This is a genomic window from Thalassospira australica (assembly GCF_044790785.1).
GTDB lineage: Bacteria > Pseudomonadota > Alphaproteobacteria > Rhodospirillales > Thalassospiraceae > Thalassospira > Thalassospira australica_A.
Genome location: NZ_CP085258.1, coordinates 3916582 through 3938641, shown reverse-complemented (window position 1 = coordinate 3938641; position 22060 = coordinate 3916582). Strand labels below are relative to the sequence as shown.

General features: G+C 57.3%; 1 protein-coding gene. It reads left to right on the top strand.

The genetic code is table 11. From position 1 onward, the window contains the following. The first annotated feature begins 50 nt into the window (after window positions 1-50). Window positions 51-22043 (top strand): hypothetical protein, encoded by a 21993-nt coding sequence (locus tag LG297_RS18315; RefSeq protein ID WP_404422814.1) that lies wholly within the window; start codon window positions 51-53, stop codon window positions 22041-22043. Window positions 22044-22060 lie beyond the last annotated feature (17 nt).

The window sequence follows — 22060 nt, the reverse complement described above, 5'->3', positions numbered from 1 at the left end:
CCTGCCATGAAAATGGATTGAAAAATTAATCCCAAGTAGGGAGCAAAGCCTTGGCCTCGCCCGCCAATCAGGATGATGGCACCGGTCTTGCCGGTGCCGATATCGAACAGGTACTGGATGACCGCGCAGAGGATAGCTCTGCTGCGGGTAATTCTGATTCCGGTTCGTCGGGCGCGTCAGGTTCACAATCCCCTGCAACGCAGGTCTTTACCAATATCCAAAACGTCATCGGCACGTCTTATAACGACATCCTGATCGGGGATGCGGGCGACAACACCCTGATCGGTGGTGCAGGCGACGATATCCTGGTGCCGGGCGAGGGCCAGGATGAAATGACGGGTGGTGAAGGTCGCGATACATTCGTTTTGCAGGCCGGATTTGGTCAGGCGACCATTACCGATTTCACCCTTGGCGAAGATTATCTGGCACTTGATGATCTGGGCATTGAAAGTGCGACCGATCTGGTTTCGCGGGCCTCGGATGATGGTCAGGGCAATGTTGTTATTACCTTTGCGTCCGGTGATCAGCTGACGCTCAAGGGGATGACGATTGCGCAGCTTTCCGAGATCACGATTGTTGATGCCCCGCAGTTGACCGACATTGTGCTGGACAGTTCCGGCGATCTGTCGTCGGGCACGCAAACAGTGATCGACGGTACGTCGGGTGATGACGTTATCGAAGGTACTTCCGGCGACGATGTGATTTCGAGCAATGGTGGCAGCGATATTGTTGATGGCGGTTCTGGCAACGATACGCTGTCATTCGATGGTTCGGATGATGCCGTAACTGCCGATCTTTCGACCGGCACGGCAAGCAGTATCGGCGGCAGCAATACTGTTTCATTTACCAATATCGAAAATCTGACCGGGACATCGGGTGATGATGTCCTGCGCGGGGATGCCGGAAACAATACGCTTTCTGGTGGTGCAGGCGACGATACCTTTGGCGCCAGTGGCGGCAATGACACGATTGACGGTGGTGCGGGTCGCAACACCCTTGATTACAGCACGTCCGAACAGGGTGTGGTTGTCGATCTGAAAAATGGTGCGACCGAAAGCCGGACCGAGACCGAAACGGGCGATGATGCGGTTTCGGGAACCGGAAACAATACGGATTCCGGCACGGCAAGTGATGATGCATCCGGCGGTGAAACGGCAACTGATACCGGCACGGACGCCAAGACTTCTGGTGAGACGACCGGCGATACCGCCGGGTCAAATACTGGCGACGCGACCGACGAGGCATCAGACCCGTCGGAGGGGCCGGTAACTGGCGAAACTGATACGACCGGCAGTGATACGACCGGCAGTGATACGACCGATAGCGAAACGGGTGATCAGGCTTCTTCCGGTAACGGTGGGGACAGTGCCCAGTCGGAAACCGATGGCGGGGCTGGCGATGATTCCGTATCTGGTGGATCGGGTGATGACATCACCGCCGAGGAAACCGGCGAAGCGGAAACTGACTCCGGCGCTGACACTGATACCGGTACCGGTACCGCTTCGGGCGAAGGTGATGAAACCACCGGTGATGCCGGGGCCGATGAACAAACCGGTCCAGACACCGGTATCGAAGAGACAGCCCCGACTGATCAAAATGACACCGAAACGGGGTCTGATACCGAAACCGATGCCAGTACGGGATCGGAAACCGGCAGTGACGAGACGGATGGTGCCGGCGAAACCGATGGTGCTTCGCAGGAAACTGAAACCGGATCGACCACCGATGGTGATCAGACGCAGACGGGTGATACGCAAACCGGGGCACAGGGCGATGCATCCGATGACGCATCCCCGGATCAGACCGATGACACGGCATCGGGTGATGGTGCGGTTGAAAGCGGTACCTCCGGTGATGAAGCTGATGAAGCCGACCAAGGCGATGCAAGTGGCGGCGAAGAAACTTCAAATGGCGCGAATGACACCACCGCGGACACCACCGATGAAGGTTCGACCGATCCGGTGACGGAAGGCGAAGACGCCCCGACAGGAAGCGGTTCGGAAACATCCGGAACCGAAGAAGGCTCTTTGACCGAAACAAACGGCGAGACTTCCGATGGTTCATCGAATGAGGGAGCCGACGGGGAAACCCAACCCGATCAGGAAACGACCCCTGCTGAAACCGGTTCGGACGCGGCGGATGATGAAGCAAATTCGGGTGACGGTGCCGAAGACGACAGCCTCGGCGGTTCGGACGGTGCGGGCGAAGACGTTCTGAACGAAGATACGCCTGCGTCGGGTGATGGTGATGACAGCACGGACGGCGAAGAACAGCCATCCCAGTCAGAGAGCCAGACCGAACAGGAAAACACCAATAGCGGTCTTCAGGCCGGGGCGGAAACATCGCCGGAAACCGGCACGGATGAAACCGGTCTTTCCGGTGACGCGGCCGGTGACGCGACCGGTGACGCGACCGGTGATGAGACTGTTGGTGAAGATGCTGGCGCGGATGAAGGCGGAGCCGAGGATACGACCGGCGGTGAAACCACGGATGGCGAAGCAGATCCAATTGACGCGGGTGCTGAAGACGGCGACAGCATATCGGGCGAGCAGACCGATGGTGAAGCCACGGGCGGGACGGATGCCGAAGCCGGGGATGAGGCCGGTGACGATACTGGCGACGATACGGGTGGTGGCGCGACCGACAGCGGAAACGAGACCGGCGACGATACCAATATCTTTGACAACACCCCGACATCGGGGAACGACATTGTCCATGGTACTGATGGTGATGATTTCCTTGGCGGGGCTGCCGGGAACGACACCTTGCAGGGCAGTGATGGCAATGATGTCATTGATGGCGGGCTCGGGAATGACGTCTTGCAGGGCGGCCTTGGCGACGACACCCTGGATGGTGGTGCGGGTGCCGATGTCTTGCAGGGCGGTGAAGGCAATGACAGCCTTTATGGCGGTTCCGAAGACGACATTCTTCAGGGTGGCGAAGGCAGCGACCTTCTGGTTGGCGGCACTGGCAATGACGTTTTGCAAGGCGGTTCGGGCGACGATTTCCTGCGCGGCGGTCTTGGCGATGATCATATCCAGGGCGGTGATGGTACTGATACCGTCAGCTATACCGATGCGACCGATGCTGTAACCGTTGATCTTTCGCAGAACACGGCAACCGGTGGTGCGGGCAATGATGTCCTGCAGATGGTCGAAGACGTCATCGGTTCGGACTTCGACGATCATATTACCGGCAATGACGGCAATAACGTGCTGATTGGCGGGGATGGCATCGATACCCTGACGGGCGGTGCGGGCGACGATACGCTGACCACCGGATCGGGCAAGGATGACATCGAACTGACCGAGAATTTCGGCAACGATACGGTCACCGATTTCAATATTGCCGAAGATACGGTCGATCTTTCAAAGCTGGGCGTGACCGATTTCGCGACCCTGCAATCGATGATGAGCGATGATGGCAACGGCAACGCCGTTATCGATTTTGGCGATCAGGGTGTTCTGACCCTTGAAGGTGTCAGTTCGGACAGTCTCGTTGCGGATAATTTCCGCGGGTTCGGGCGCATCTTTGAAGGCGATGGGGACGACGTTGCCGAGGGTACCGACGGTGATGACGCGCTTTATGGCTTTGACGGGAATGATGTTCTTGGCGGCGGAACCGGTGACGATGTCATTTCCGGCGGTTATGGCAACGACACGCTTTCGGGCGGTGCGGGCAATGATACCCTGCGCGGTCAGGAAGGTATTGATACGGTTGATTATTCCGGTGCCAATGGTGCGGTGAATGTCGACCTTGCCGAGGGTACGGCAACCGGTGCCGATGGCAATGACATTCTTGACCGCGTCGAAAACGTTATCGGATCGAATTACGACGATACGATTTCGGGTGACAGCGGTGTTAACGTGCTGCAGGGCGGGGCAGGCAACGACACCATTACCGGCCGGGATGGCAATGATACGCTTGATGGTGGTGCCGGTGACGATACCTTTGTCGCCGAGGCTGGCAATGACACCTATATCGGCGGTGCGGGCAACGATACGCTGGATCTGAGTGCGCGCGATGGCGCGCAGACGGTTAATCTGGGTGCCGGTGTTGTCACAGATGATACCAGCGGCGAGATAGATGCTGTCACGGGGATCGAGAACATTCTCACCGGTGCAGGCAATGACGTTGTAACCGGCGATAGCAGCGATAACGTTATTTCGACAGGTGCCGGTGACGACTTCCTGAATGGCGGACGTGGCAACGATACGCTTGATGGGGGTGATGGTGTCGATACTGTCAGTTTTGCCGGTCAGACTGGTGTTACTGTCGATCTTGCTGCCGGGATAGGGCAATCGGATTTTGGCCAGACGATTTTGTCCAACATCGAAAATGCCGTCGGTTCGTCGGGTGACGATGTCATTCGCGGCAATGATGGTGCCAATATTCTTTCCGGTGGTGCGGGCGACGATACCCTTTCGGGCGGTGCGGGTGACGACACGCTGGTTGGTGGTACTGGTAGCGATACTGCCGACTTTACCGGGACGAACGCAGATATCACGATTGATCTGATCGAAGGCACTGCAACCGGCGAGGGGAATGATACCCTGGTCGAAATCGACAATGTGACGACCGGGGATGGTGATGATGTCATTCACGGTAACGATCAGGACAACATTATTGATACCGGTGCCGGAAACGATACCGTTTTCGGCAGCACTGGCGATGATACCCTGTCTGGCGGGGATGGTCGGGATACGTTGTCCTATGCGGGCGGGACGGACTCTGCTCAGGGGATCGTTCTGGATGCGCAGACCGGTCAGGCCGTTGCTGGTGGTTCGGCGGATATTTTCAGCGGGTTTGAGGAATACGAGGGCTCATCAGGGGCGGATATCCTTTCGGGCAGTGATGCCTCGGAACGTTTCATTGGTGGCGCGGGCGACGATACCATCGACGGGCGCGGTGGTGACGACACGCTTAGCGGTGGAAGCGGCCGGGACACATTTGTCGTGTCGGCGGAAAGCGACAATGACCTGATTACCGATTTCGACCCGGCCAGTGATGTCATCGATATTCAGGGCATTGACGGGCTTGAACTGTTTTCGGATGTCGCCGGATTTATCGGTGAAGATGCCGCAGGCAATGCCACGATTACGGTTGGCGGTTCGGTTGTCACCCTTGAAGGTGTGGACCCCGATGCCCTGACATACGCGAATTTTGCCGGTATCCGGTCGCTGGATGGGACGGAAAATCGTGATGTTCTGACCGGAACGAACCGAAGCGACGTCATTGATGGCCTGGCTGATGACGATACCATTTATGGCAATGCCGGAAACGACACGCTGTTTGGCGGTGACGGAGACGATCTTCTGAACGGTGGCACGGGCAACGATGTTCTTGACGGGGGTGCCGGAAACGATACGGCGCAATACGGGGATGCGGCTGCCGGTGTTTCGGTCGATCTTGATGCGGGAACCGCATCGGGTGGTGCGGGCAACGATACCCTGACCGGGATCGAGAATGTCACCGGCTCGATTCATGACGATAGTCTTGCGGGTAATGACGAAGCCAATACGCTTCTTGGTGGATTGGGCAACGATACCATCAGTGGCGGGGATGGTGACGATTACCTTATAGGCGGTGTTGGCTCTGACATGCTCAATGGCGGTGCTGGCAACGATACAATCGCAGGCGGTAGCGGTATTGACACTGTTACCTACGATGATGCGGCTGGTGGTGTCGAAATCAATCTGGGTGCCGGGTCCGCGATCGGGTCGGAAGGTTCCGATACGATCACCGATGTTGAAAATGCTATCGGCTCCGGCTTCGACGACATCATTACAGGTTCCGAGGGTGCAAATACCCTGAGTGCCGGTGCCGGGGACGATACGCTCAATGGCGGGCGCGGCGATGACCTTCTGATTGGTGGTGACGGGTCGGATACTTTTGTTTTCGGGACGTTTGCCGGAAACGATAAAATTGCCGATTTTGATGTCGCCAGTGACCAGATTGATCTGGCTGCGTTCGATATTCCAAACTGGGAAGCGCTGAAACCGTTGATCAGCACAGATGATAATGGCAATGCCGTTATCACGATCAACGGCAACAGCCTGACATTGACCGGTGTTCCTGTTTCGGCACTTGATGTTTCAAACTTCAGCGGTCTTGAAACGCTTGGCGCGACTGAAAATGATGATGTGATCAACGCCACGGATGTTGCTGAAATCATCGACGGTCTTGCCGGGAACGATACGATTTTCGCGGGTGCGGGTAACGATACTGTTTTTGGCGGCGAAGGCGACGATACGCTTTCAGGTGGCGCAGGCGCGGATGTTCTCGACGGTGGTACGGGTCGTGATACGGTCGATTATGGTCAAAGTGTCGGGGTCGATGTCGATCTTTCTGCCGGGACAGGTTCTGTCGGCGGCACTATCGATACCTTGATCAATATCGAAAACGTTATCGGGTCGCAAAATTCCGACCGTATGCTTGGTGACGATCAGGACAATATCCTGCGCGGGGAAGCCGGCAATGACACGCTATCGGGCGGGGCCGGAAACGATCAGGTTCTTGGTGGTGCCGGGACAGATGTTCTTTCAGGTGGCGCCGGTGACGATATCCTGAGCGGGGGCAGCGGTGTTGATCTTGCCGATTATTCTGCTGCGACGGGCGGTGTTGTCGTTGATCTGGCGGCGGGCACGGCGAGTGGCGCGGATGGCAATGATACATTGTCAGGTATCGAAAACCTGCAAGGCAGTGCATTTGACGATACGCTGACAGGTGATGGCGCTGACAACACCCTGATTGGCGGTGATGGCAACGATGTCCTGTCCGGTGGCGATGGCAACGACATGCTTCGCGGCGGAGCAGGTAATGATGTTATCGATGGTGGTGCAGGTCGCGATACTGCGAGTTTCGAGAATACCGGCGGTGTTACGGTCAATCTGGCTGACGGTACGGCGACAAGTGCATCGGGAACCGATACGCTTTCAGGTATTGAAAACCTGATCGGTTCGTCCGGGGATGATAACCTGACGGGCGATGCTGGCGATAACGTGATTTCTGCCGGTGCGGGGAACGATATCATCACCGGTGGTGCAGGGGATGATACCCTGACGGGTGGTGCTGGTGCGGATATTTACCAGATTGCACCGGGCGACGGGAACGACACAGTCACCGATTTCAATGTCAACAGCGATCAGATTGATCTGACCGGGCTATCCATCGACACCTATGGCGAACTGTTCGAGCAGATGAGCGAGAACGGTAATGGCGATCTGGTGATCGACTTTGGTGATGGCGTGACGATGACGCTGGAAGGTGTCAGCAAGGCCGGTATCACCGCGGATAACTTTATCGGCATTCGCGACATTGTTGGTACGCTTGGCGACGACGTTCTGAGCGGTACGGACGGGCGCGATACCCTTTCGGGGCTTGACGGGGATGACACGCTTTACGGTTTTGAAGGGGATGACAGTCTTGCCGGGGGGGCTGGTGACGACCTGCTGAAGGGTGGCGAGGGTGATGACCGGATTGACGGTGGTGCCGATACCGATACCGTCGATTACAGCGATGCCGGTGGTAGCGTTAATGCAAATCTTCAAACCGGTGAGGTTTCCGGGGCCGCGGGCAATGACCATCTGTCGAATATCGAAAACATCATTGGCGGTTCTTCGGCCGATATCCTGACCGGCAGTTCCGGGGATAACGTAATTTCGGGTAATGCCGGAGATGATGTGATCGATGGCCTTGGCGGGAATGATACCCTGTTTGGCGGCGCGGGCAGTGACACCGCATCCTACGCATCGGCGTCGGGCGGGGTTAGCGTCAATCTGGCCGATCTGACGGCAACCGGTGCTGCCGGTAATGATGTTCTGGTCGATTTCGAAAATGCCACTGGCTCGGCATTCAATGACGTGCTTGAAGGTGATAACGGCAATAACCGTCTTGATGGCGGTGCGGGCAACGACACCCTTATCGCAACGGGTGGCAATGATACCCTGATCGGCAGCGGCGGTGTCGATACGGTCGATTACCTCAATGCGACCAACGGTGTGAATGTTGACCTGACAACCGGAACGGCAACCGGACTTGGGACGGATACATTAAGTGGCGTTGAAAATGTTAGCGGATCGAATGCCGGTGACATTATCACGGGTGATCAGGAGGGTAATATCCTTGATGGCCGTGCGGGCAACGATATCCTTTCGGGTGGCGATGGCGACGATACCCTGTTGGGTGGGGCCGGTAACGATACCCTGATTGCAGGTGATGGTGCCGACCATGTTGATGGCGGTGATGGTATTGATACCATCGATTATTCGGCACAAACCGGTGGTGTTGAAATCAATCTTGCGACCGGTCAGACAGATTCGGAAACCGCCGATAGCGTTTCCAATGTTGAAAATGTCATCGGTTCGTCCTTTGGCGATACGATCACGGGGTCAAACGCAGATAACACCTTGATTGGCGGTGCCGGGAACGACCGGTTTATCGGCAGTGCCGGAAACGATGTGTTTGATGGCGGTACGGGCACAGACACGATTGATTACAGTGCTGCTGATGGTGGTGTATCGCTGAACCTGCAGGCAGGTTTGACGCAAAAAGCCGATGGCGCGGACAGCTTTACCGGTATCGAGAACGCAACCGGCACGGGCTTCAACGACAGCATGACCGGGTCGAGCGGTAATAACGTTCTATCGGGTGGTGCCGGGAATGATTTCATCAGTGCCGAAGGTGGAAACGATACCGTTATCGGTGGCGCGGGCGATGATACTCTTCGCGGTGGTGCGGGCATTGATACGCTTGATTATTCCGGCGCGACCGACGGGCAGGCCGTCAATCTGGCGACGGGCATATCCAGCGGTGCCGATGGCAACGACGATATTGCCGGTTTCGAAAATGTCACGGGTACGGCCTTCGATGACACGATTACCGGTGATGATGCTGACAATACATTGCTTGGCGGGCTCGGGAACGATGTCTTGTCGGGTGGTGCCGGTAACGACCTTCTGAACGGTGGGGCTGGCAATGACAGCTTTGTCGGAGAAGCCGGTGACGACACCTATGTCGGTGGTGAGGGTTCGGATACCCTTGATTTCCGGACGGCCCAATCGGGTTTGAATATCGACCTTGCCAACAATATTGCCACCGGGGCCGATACAGGCACCGATCTGTTCACCGGGATCGAACAGATACTGGCATCCGATTTCAACGATACCGTCACCGGAAGCGGCAATGCCGATACGGTTAGTGCCGGTGCCGGGGATGATACGCTGCTTGGCGGTGCCGGTGACGACATTCTGTCGGGTGGCGATGGTAATGACCTGATTGATGGTGGCACAGGTCGCGATATTCTCGACGGTGGTGCTGGCGAAGATACCATTTCCTATAACAGCGCCGGCGGATCGGTAAGTGTCGACTTGCAAAGCGGTGTTGTTGGCGGTGCCGAAAACGACCAGATTTCCAATTTTGAAAATATCAATGGCTCGATTTTCGCCGATACTTTGCGCGGTGATTCCGGCACCAACAGTATTGACGGCGGTGCAGGCGATGATTTCATCGATGGTCGTGCCGGTGATGACGTTCTGTCAGGCGGTGAGGGGAATGATACGCTCCGTGGCGGTGCCGGTTCGGATACCATAGATGGCGGTGCCGGGAACGATACGCTTGATCTGTCTGACCTGACGGGTGATGTCACCGTTGATATGTCAGTCGGCCAGGCAACCGATGGCACGGATACCGACAGTTTTGCCAATATCGAAAATATCACGACCGGATCGGGTAATGACATTGTCGTTGGGGATGATGGCAACAACATCATTACGTCTGGTGCTGGCGACGACGTTGTAAATGGTGGTGCTGGCAACGATGTTATTTCCGGCGGTGACGGTGCCGACACGCTGGAAGGGGGGGCAGGCAACGATACCCTGCTTTCAGGTGCCGGTGACGATGTCCTGATGGGGGGTGACGGGCTTGATACCGCCAGTTATGCCGATTCAACCGGTCCTGTTCTGGTTGATACCGCAAACGATACTGTCAGTGGATCTGCTACCGGCACAGACACGCTTGACGGTATTGAGGTTATAGAAGGTTCGGCATTCGACGATACCTTTATGGGGGGGGCGGAAAACGACACCTTCATCGGTGGTGCCGGTGATGACACCTTTGAAGCCGGTCTTGGCAATGACACACTGACACTCGGAACCGGAAGGGATCAGGTCGTCTTCCGTCCGGGCGATGGTAATGACACGATTACCGATTTTGATCCGGCGAATGACGTCATTGATCTGACGGACTTCAACATTGCCGGTTATGGTGCGCTTGAAAGCCTGTTTGGCACGGATGCCAGCGGCAACCTGACCATTACGCTTGATAGCGGTGATACGATCACCCTTCAAGGGGTTCAGGCATCCTCGCTTGGCATTGATAATTTCATCGGTGTCGATGTCCGTCTGGGAACCGAAAACGCCGATGAAATGATGGGTGGTTCGGGTGGTGACATCATCAACGCGCTGGGCGGGGATGACACCGTTTCGGGTGGTGACGGCAATGACCGCCTGGTTGGTGGCGCAGGCAATGACATCCTTTCTGGCGATGCAGGCGATGATACGCTGATTGGCAATTCGGGTTCCGATACGCTGATCGGTGGTGCGGGTAATGATACCGTTGATTACTCGACCGAGACGGCCGGTATTGCGGGTGACCTCGCGATCGGCACCGTCACCGGCGGGGATGGCAACGATGTGCTTGACGGTATCGAAAATCTTACCGGAACACTGTTTGAAGATACGCTGACGGGTGACGCTGGTGATAACATCCTGTTGGGCCTTGCCGGAAATGACACGCTGGCCGGGGGCGAGGGTAATGACATTATTGATGGCGGTGCCGGTTCGGATACCGTCGATTACAGCACCGCCAACGGTGCGGTTGACGTCAATCTTGAAGACGGTACGGCAACCGGTCAGGGCAGTGACACGCTTGGTGATATCGAAAATGTCATCGGGTCGGACTTCAATGATACAATCACCGGCGATGCGACCAATAACACCGTAACGGCAGGTGCCGGTAACGATGTGATCAATGTCGGTTCGGGGGATGACGTCGTCGATGCCGGAAGTGGCGATGACGAAATTACCGGCGGTACGGGATCGGATACCCTTTCGGGTGGTACCGGCAACGACGTTATCGACGGGGGTGCCGATGACGATACCCTGTCGGGCGGTGCGGGTGACGACATCATTCAGGCCGGGACCGGCGATGACTGGATTTATGGTGATACCGGTGACGATATCATCGATGGTGGCGACGGTATCGATACAGTCGATTATTCCAATGTCGAAGGCCCGGTTGTCGTTGATCTGGTCAACCAGTATGCATCGGGTTCGGGCGGCAATGACATTGTTCGCAATGTTGAACGGGTCATTGGTACCGACTTTGCCGATACCCTGATCGGTGCCGACGGGGTCAACACACTTGATGGTGGTTCGGGCAACGATACGCTGTTTGGCGGGGCTGGTGACGACGTCATTATCACCGGCGACGGCGAAGACTTGATCGTTGTTACCCCGGGTGGCGGCAGCGACACGGTTACCGATTTTGACGTCAACGAAGATGTGATTGATCTGTCATCCTACGGGATTGAAGATTACAGCGATCTTGCCGATCGCATGTTCGATGACGCCAATGGCAACGCGGTTATTTCGCTTGGTCCGGGTGAAAGCATCACGCTTGAAGGCGTTTCGGTCGATGATCTTGGGCCGGATAATTTCTTTGGCTATGTCACCATCGAAGGCACCGAATTTGACGACGTCCTGCATGGCAGCCAGCTTGGCGATGAAATCAATGCACTGGCGGGTGACGATATTGTTGATGGCGGTGCCGGTGATGATGTCATCAATGGCGATGCGGGCAACGATACCCTGACCGGTGGTGCCGGTGATGACGAACTGAATGGTGGGGACGGCAACGATACCGCCGATTATTCCGACACATCCGAAGGTGTCACCGTTGACCTTGGCGCGGGTACGGCAACCGGGGACGCCGGAAACGATACCCTTGATAGCATCGAAAATGTTACCGGCGGGGACGGCGACGATATCCTGATCGGCGATGAAAACGCCAATATTCTGGATGGCGGTGCTGGCAACGATACCGTTTATGGCAATGGCGGCGACGATACCCTGATTGGCGGCGAAGGTGACGATACGCTGTCCTACGAAGGGGCCGAAGAAGGCGTTTCCGTCGATCTTGCCAATGGGACGGCAAGTGGTGGTGCCGGAAATGATGTGATTGACGGTTTTGAAACCGTGATCGGGTCCGACCATGCCGATACCATTTCGGGCGATGATGCCAACAACGTTATCGAAGGCGGTGCGGGCGACGACGTGCTGGCCGGTGGTGCCGGGGATGACACCATTCTGGGTGGTGCCGGAAACGATACCCTGCAGGCGGGTACCGGTAACGATACCCTTGTCGGTGGCGATGGTACCGATATTGCCGATTATTCGGACCGGACCGATCCGGTTGTGGTTGATCTGGCCGCGGGGACCGGCACGACCGCCGATGGCAACGATACGCTGATCGAGATCGAAGGGGCGACCGGTGGATCGGGCAACGATACCCTTCTGGGATCGGATGGCGATAACATCCTTTCGGGTGGTGCGGGTCATGATACCCTGTCGGGCGGTGCGGGTAACGATACTCTTGCCGGTGGCGCCGGGGCCGATCTGCTTGACGGTGGGGCCGGTGATGATGTCCTGACCTTCGAAGGGGACCATGTCGCGGCGTCGGGTGAAACCACCGACCATGTCGGCAGCCCGACGGCGGATGGCACCGGTGATGTTGCCGATATCAGTGGCAAAAACCTTTCTGATGACAGTTTTGTCGGTGGCGAAGGCAACGATACCCTGCAGGCAGGCGACGGTGATGATGCCATCATCCTGGATCGCGATCACGCCGGTGGCGGTGCCGCCAACCCGTCGATTGTGGATATTGAAAACATCAATGCCGGTGCGGGTAACGACGTTGTCGACCTGACCAGTGAAATTCATTCCTATGGCGGCGTCACGATTGATGGTGGTGCCGGGGACGATACCCTGTGGGCCAATGACGGTGATGACGTCATCCTTGGCGGTGACGGTTCGGACAATATTCTGGGCGGTGCGGGTGCTGATAATATCGATGGTGGCGCGGATAACGACATCATCGACGGCGGAACCGGGAATGACATTATCGCGGGCGGTGCTGGCGACGATACCATCATGGCCGGTATCGGCGATGATACGCTTTCGGGTGGTGACGGAGCCGATACGCTTGATATGTCTGCGGCCAATGGCGCGACAATTGATCTGGCCAATGGCACGGCAGGCAGCGATGCCACCGGCTCGGACAGCATTTCCGGCTTTGAAAATGTGATCGCGACGGATGGTGATGACATCATCATCGGTAATGCCGCGGACAATGTGATTGATGCCGGTGCGGGTAACGATACGGTTTCGATTGATGCCGGTAACGACCATCTTGATGGTGGCGACGGCATTGATACGCTTGATCTGTCGGGCACCAGTGGCGGGGTGACGGTTGATCTTGCCGCTGGCACGGCGAACGGCGCACAAACCGGTTCCGATACGATTGCCAGTTTCGAAAATGTGACGGGTTCGGCAGACGCCGATACCATTACCGGCAATGCAGCGGCCAACACGATTGACGGTGGTGCCGGTGATGACGTGATTGATGGCGGGGCTGGTGACGACGTCCTTTCGGGCGGTGCAGGCAATGATACGCTGGCCGCAGGCGACGGCAACGATACCCTGACCGGTGGCGATGGCGCGGATGTCTTTGTCTTTGAAGATGGCAGCGACGCCGATCTGGTCAGCGACTTTGATATCGCCAGCGACGTGATTTCCCTGCCCGATATCGGTGTTTCAAGCTGGACCGAATTGCAGCCGCTGCTGTCCGATGGACCGGATGGTGCGGTGATCACGTTGCCGTCCGGCGGCACGGTAACGCTTTCGGGTGTTGCTGTTGGCGACCTGACACCGGACCACTTTGCCGGAATCGAAAATGTCGGAACGCCGGGTGATGATACACTTGGCGGTGGCAGTGGTGACGATACGGTTGGGGCCGGTGATGGCAACGACACGGTCGACGGTGGCGAGGGTAATGACACGGTCGATGGCGGCGATGGTGACGATTCCGTTGACGGTGGTGCGGGCGATGACAGCGTCGACGGCGGTGCCGGTAACGATACGGTCGACGGCGGCGATGGCGATGACACGCTCGACGGTGGTGACGGCAACGACACCCTGATCGGTGGTCCGGGCACGGATACGCTTGACGGTGGTGCGGGTGATGACGTTCTGGAATTCGGTGCGGATCAAACCGGTCAATCGGGTGATACCACCGATCATGCGGGCAGCCCCGGTGTCGATGGCACCGGCGAAATTGCCGATCTTGATGGTCTTGGCATCAGTGATGACCAGTATGATGGCGGTGACGGCATCGATACGCTGGTGGGTACGTCGGGTGGCGATGCGATCATTCTGGATCGCGATCATGAAAATGGTTCTGCCAATCCGTCAATCAGCGGCGTTGAAATCATTGAAACCGGCGACGGTGATGACGTTGTCGATCTGACCAGCCAGGTGCATTCCTATGGCGATGTTACGGTTGATGGCGGGGCTGGCAACGATACCATCTGGACCAGTGCCGGAGATGACAGCGTCCTTGCCGGTGATGGCAATGACCATATCAATACGGGTGCCGGCAGTGACGTGATTGACGCCGGGGCGGGTGATGATGATATCGCGGCGGGTTCCGGCGATGATGTGATTGCTGCGGGTGACGGCAACGATGTGATTTCGTCGGGTGAGGGCAACGATACGGTCGATGCCGGGGCGGGTGACGATATCGTTATCGGTGATGCCGGTAATGATACACTTGCCGGTGGCGATGGCACCGATACGCTTGATCTGACCAATGCCGATGGCGGTGCCGTCATTGATCTTGAAAATGGTACGGCAAGCAGCACGGAAACCGGTTCTGACACTATTTCAGGCTTCGAACAGATCGTTACGGGTGCTGGTGACGATACGATTTCCGGAAGTTCAGCCGATGACACAATATCGTCCGGCGCAGGAAACGATACGATTGACGGCGCCGATGGCAATGACCGGATCGTGGCCGGTGATGGCAATGATACCGTATCCGATGGCGCGGGCAGTGACCATGTCGATGCCGGTACAGGTGATGACACGGTTATCGCGGGTGCCGGTGATGACAGCCTTGATGGTGGCGAGGGCAATGACACCATCGACATGCGCAACGCAACCAGTGGTGCCACGGTCAATCTGGCGGCAGGTTCGGCGCAATCGGCAGAAACCGGTTCGGACATCATTTCGAACTTTGAAAATGTCACAACCGGTTCGGGCGATGATGAACTGACCGGATCGGATGCCAATAACGTCATGGCCGCAGGGGCGGGTAACGACACCCTTGATGGCGGGGCTGGCGACGATACGCTTTCGGGCGGGGCGGGTAATGACAGCTTTATCTTTGCCGACGGCACCGATGATGATGTTGTCACCGACTTCGAAATCGGGACGGACAAACTGACCCTTGATGGCACGGGCATTGAAACCTGGACCCAACTTCGTGATCTGATCACGGGCAATTCGCTTGGTGATGCGGTGATCAATCTGCCGTCCGGCGGAACGATAACGCTACAGGGCGTCAATCCGCTTGATCTCTCAGTCGATGATTTCACCGGTGTGACGGATGGCGGCACGCCTTATGACGACAGCCTGACCGGTGGCGATGGCGATGATGTCATTGATGCCCTTGCCGGGGACGATGTTGTCGATGGTGGTGCCGGTGACGATACGATTGATGGCGGTGCGGGCAACGATACCCTGGCCGGTGGTTCGGGCGATGACACGGTCGATGGTGGAAGCGGTTCGGATACGCTTGGCGGTGGTACCGGGAATGATCAACTCAGTGGCGGCGATGGCACTGATACGCTTTCGGGGGGTGCAGGTGACGATACCCTTGACGGTGGATCCGGCGACGATGCCCTGAACTTTGAAGCCGATGGCACGGCCGCAAGCGGTGAAACCACCGAAAATACCGGCAGCCCGGGCGTCGATGGCACCGGTGAGCTTGCCAATATCGGTGGCAAGAACATCTCGGACGATACCTTTGTCGGTGGTGACGGTACCGATACCCTGAACCTGACCGGTGGCAGTGATGCGCTGATCCTTGATGGCAGCAAACTGGGCGATGGCCAGACGACGGGTATCACGACTGAAACCCGGACATTGGGCCTGACGGATTCGGCATCATCGGGTGCCGTGCAGGCCGCATGGTCGGATGCAAATCTTTATGCCTTTGATTTCGGTACATCCTATGTCGGCGAAGACGGCAAACTGAACCTTGCCGCGGCCGATGACACCGTGACCTTTGATGGCAACGGTATCGGCAATAACGGTGGATCACCGGCCGGAAGCCAGATCAACCACAATGGCAATACCGGCGAAAGCGAAGCCGTCGTTGTCGATCTTGGTGCCAATGCACGGAATGCCACGGTCCAGGTTTCCAACCTGATCGCGGCCGAGCATGGCGGTGAAGTCGGTTCGTGGCAGGCCTTTGATGCCGATGGAAATCTGGTGGCATCGGGCGTGCTTGACGAAAGCACGATCAATTACACCAGTGGCGGGGTCGGCACCGCAACCATCAGTGTCACCGACAGTCTGGGCAATCCGGTTGAGTTCCGTTATCTCGCCTTCGAGAGCGAACCTTATGCCGATGGTTCATCGGGTGGTGACAGCAGCGACTATTTCGTGCGTTCCATCACCTTTGATGCGGTGGTCGAAGAAACGGTTGCCGATGGCGCGCGCCTTGACGGGGTCGAGGTTATCAATGCGGGCGACGGCAATGACGTTGTCGATCTGACCAGCGATACGATTGCCTATGGCGATGTCACCATCAATGGCGGTGGCGGCAACGATACGCTTTGGGCCAACGAAGGCAATGACCGCATCAATGGCGAACTTGGCGACGACAATCTTTATGGCGGCGCGGGTGACGACTATCTTGATGGTGGTTATGGCCGCGATGTTCTTGATGGTGCCGAAGGCAACGATACGCTGATCGGCGGACAGGGTAACGATACGCTTCGCGGTGGTGAAGGCAACGACATCATCCATGGCGGTGGCGACATCGATACCGTGACCTATGACGACGCGGCATCGGGCGTGAATGTTGATCTTGCCAATTACACCGCGACGGGTGGTGCCGGAAATGACGGCATCTACTGGGTCGAAAACGTTGTCGGCTCTGCCCATGATGACATCATCAGGGGTGATGCGCAGAACAACACGCTGGATGGTGGTTCTGGTGATGACACCCTTTCGGGTGGTGCCGGGAATGATGCGCTGCGCGGTGGTGATGGCAACGATACGGCGGATTACAGCAATTCGGCCGCAGCGGTTCGTGCGAACCTTGCAACCGGTACCGCACAGCTTGCCAATGGCGAAGCCGACACCCTGAGCAGTATTGAAAACCTGATTGGTTCGGGCGGTAGTGACACCCTGACCGGGTCGAATGGCGATAACCTGCTTTCGGGTGGGGCTGGCAATGACAGCCTGATCGGCAATGGCGGCAACGATACCCTTGATGGGGGTGTCGGCAACGACATGCTCGATGGTGGCGAGGGTAACGACACCCTTACCGGCGGCGACGGTGCCGATCGCCTCTATGGCGGTGCAGGCAATGATACGCTGGGCGGGGGTGACGGTAACGATACCCTTGATGCCGGTGCGGGCGACGACGTTATTCTGGCGGGCGATGGCAATGACGTCATCACCGCGGGTGCAGGCGCCGATACGGTTGATGCGGGTACGGGTGATGACACGGTTGTTGCCGGTGCGGGCAACGATATTCTTGCCGGTGGTGATGGCACCGACACCCTTGATTTCGCTGCTGCCAATGGTGTGACGGTTGACCTGTCGACCGGCACCGCAAGCAGCGATGCCACCGGTACAGATACCATTTCCGGCTTTGAGAATGTTCTGGGTACGGCGGGCGCGGATACGCTTATCGGATCGAGCGGGGCAAACGTCCTGTCCGGTGCGGATGGTGATGACGTTCTGGACGGTGGTGCGGGTGATGACTCCGTTTATGGCGGGGCCGGTAATGACACCGTCATGGCCGGTGCCGGGAATGACACGCTTTCGGGTGGTGCAGGCACCGATACCCTTGACCTGAGCCAGGCGGCAAGTGGTGCTGCGGTTGATTTGTCGGCCGGTACCGCAAGCAGTGCTGAAACCGGCAATGATGATATTTCCGGTTTTGAAAATGTCATCGGATCGGCGGGCAATGACGACATTACCGGATCGGATGGCGATAACGTCCTTTCGGGCGGTGCTGGGGATGACACCATCGAAGGCGGTGCGGGTGCCGATACGCTTGATGGCGGCGATGGCATCGATACCATCAGCTATGAGGGTTCAAGCGCCGGGGTCGAGATTTATCTTGGCGATACCGATGCCAATGCCAGAACACCGGGCGAAGGCGGCCGCGCATTTGGCGGCGATGCCGCAGGCGATATTCTTGCCAATTTCGAACGCGTCATTGCATCGGCCCATGATGATTATGTCTATGGCAACAGCCAGAACAATGTTGTCGATCTGGGCGATGGCAACGATACGTTTGACAATGTCGAAGCCGATGTCAGCGCCGATACAGTCGATGGCGGCGAGGGCAATGACACGATCTGGACCGGTGATGGCGCCGATACCCTGATGGGCGGCAATGGCAACGACTATCTGAACGGTGAAAAAGGCGACGACACGCTTGACGGCGGGGCTGGTAATGACAGCCTTGTGGGCGGCGATGGCAACGATACGCTGGATGGCGGATCGGGCAATGACCGTATCTCGACCGGTTCGGGTGCCGATCTGGTCAAGGTTACAAGCCTTGTCGGTGACAAGGTCGTTACCGATTTCAACACCAGTGTTGACCGGATTTCCCTTGATGCGCTTGGCATTTCCGAATGGTCCGAACTTGCCCCGCGTCTGAGCGAGGTCAATGGCAATACCGTCATCGATCTGGGCCCGGATGGCTCGGTCACGCTGCTGGGTGTGCGCCTGAACGAAGTCACGTCCGATATGTTTGTCGGGATTGAAGGCCCGGTTGGCGCGACGCCGTTTGATGATGTCCTGCTGGGCACCAGCGAAGATGATTATATCGATGCGCTGGCCGGGAATGACGTGGTTGATGGCGGGGATGGCAATGACACCATCCTTGGCAATGACGGTGACGATAACCTGTCGGGTGGTGCCGGGAATGATACGATTTCGGGCGGCAACGGCAATGATGTGATCGACGGGGGCGACGGCGACGACAATCTGGATGGCAATGACGGCCATGACGTGATCGCGGGCGGAGCGGGCAATGACACCCTGATCGGTGGATCGGGCGACGATGTGATTTCCGGCGGCGGCGGTTCGGACTTCATCGACGGGATGGATGGCAACGATGTTGTCACCGGTGGTGATGATACCGACACGATCTATGGCGCGGCCGGTGATGACCAGCTTTCGGGCGAAGCGGGCGATGATGTCATTTCGGGCGGCGACGGTGCCGATACCCTTAATGGCGGCCTAGGCAATGACTGGCTGTCGGGTGGTGCCGGAAATGACACCCTTTCGGGGGGCGATGGCAACGATACGCTTGATGGCGGGGCTGGCAACGATACCTATACCGGTGGTGCCGGTTCGGACCAGATCATCGTTTCGGACAATTCCGGCGACAAGGTTGTTACCGATTTCGATCCGGCAAGTGACCAGATCAACCTGTCTGCCCTTGATGTTGATGACTGGGCCGAACTGCGTGGCCTGATGAGTGATGTAAACGGCAATGCCGTGATCAACCTCAATGGTCAGGGGACATTGACGCTGATTGGTGTCGCGGTTGGTGACCTCAATGCAAATATGTTTGTCGGTGTCGAAGCCTCGACCGGGCCGACGCCCTATGACGATGTCCTGTATGGCACCAGCAACAATGACACGATTGCAGCCCTTTCGGGTGACGATACCGTCTTTGGCCTGAATGGACAGGACACGCTTTCGGGCATGGATGGCAATGACAGCCTTTATGGCGGTGATGGCGACGACAAGCTGTATGGTGACAACGGTAATGACCTGATTGACGGCGGCAGCGGGCAGGACAGCCTCACCGGTGGCGAAGGCGATGATACGCTGGATGGTGGATCGGGTGATGACCGCGTCTGGGGTGGAAACGGGGCCGATACGTTGTTGGGCGGTCAGGGTCAGGACAGGCTGTATGGCGAAGCCGGCAATGATGTGATCAATGGCGGCACCGGCGATGACTCGATCCTTGGCGGTGACGGTAACGACGTTCTGGATGGCGGCGAAAATAACGACCGTCTGTGGGGCGGCGATGGCAACGATACCCTGTTCGGCGGATCAGGCGATGACAAGCTTTATGGTGATGGCGGTAATGACACCCTGATGGGTGGTCAGGGCAACGATACCCTTTCGGGTGGATCGGGCCGGGATACCGCAAGTTATGCCAATGCGACATCCGCCGTTGGTGTCAGCCTTGAACTCGGTACAGCCACCGGTGGCGATGGTAATGATATCCTGTCCTCGATCGAGGATCTGATCGGGTCGAACTTCAACGATTATCTGTTTGGTGATGATGGTGCCAACCTGCTGTCGGGCCTGTCGGGCGATGATGTTCTGGGCGGTGATGGCGGCAATGACACCATCTGGGGTGGCGATGGCAATGACGTCATCAATGGCGGTTCGGGCAGCGATTTGATCGATGCCGGTGCCGGTGACGACATCATCGAATATCAGAAAGACGCGACCTGGTCGGGCAGCTATGCCGCGAAGAATGTCGGCGACCCGCACATGAATGGCACCCATGAACAGGTCAATCTGCAAGGTTACACCCGTTCGCAGGATATATTTGATGGTGGCGACGGCACCGATACCCTGTCCCTGACCAGCGGCAATGATGCCCTGTTCCTTGATGACAAGGTCACCGATCCGGGCGTTTCGCCGCGCATTTCGAATATCGAAGTCATCGATGCCGGTAACGGTGACGACATCGTCGACCTGACCAGTGAAACCCAGTCCTATGGCGATGTCACGGTGCTTGGCGGAACCGGCAACGACATCATCTGGAGCAACGCCGGTGACGACGTCCTTGATGGTGGCGAAGGCAACGACACGCTTTGGGGTGGTGCGGGCAACGATACCCTTGCAGGCGGTGCGGGGATCGACATCCTGAATGGTGGGGCCGGTGATGACGTTCTGCAATACAATGCCGACGACACCTGGAGCTCGAACTGGCATGCGCTTAATGATGGTGCGCCGGGCGAAGACGGCCATGACAACAATACCGGCTGGGGTCATACCGGCCATCACGGTAACGGTTGGGGCCATGATTACAGCGGCGATGCCGGGACTGGCGAATATGTCAATCTGAACGGCTATAACCAGTCGAACGACATCTTCGAAGGTGGCGATGGCACCGATACCCTGAAACTGACCAGCGGTAATGACGCGCTATTCCTTGCCGACACGGTCAGCGATCCGGGCATTTCGCCGCGCATCCGTAATATCGAGGTGATCGAGGCCGGTGATGGCGATGACATCATTGATCTGACCAGCACCTATGAAACCTATGGCAATGTCACGCTGGATGGTGGCAATGGTGATGACATCCTCTGGAGCAATGCGGGCGACGATGTGCTTCTGGGCGGTGCGGGCAATGATCGTCTTTATGGCAGTGCCGGTGACGACACCCTGACCGGTGGTTCGGGCTGGGACGAGTTCGAGATCGGCAAAACCAACGGTCACGACATCATCACGGATTTCACGCCGGGCGAGGACATCATCAACCTGTCGGAATGGAATTACAGCAACTTCAACCAGATCAAGAACGACATGCATCTTGATACCGATGGCAATGTCGTGATTGAACTTGGCAATGATGCATCAGTCACTCTGATGGGCGTCCATGATACCGATGATCTTGATGCCGATGATTTCGGGTTCGGCACCTGATCGCGGATCGTTTGGGG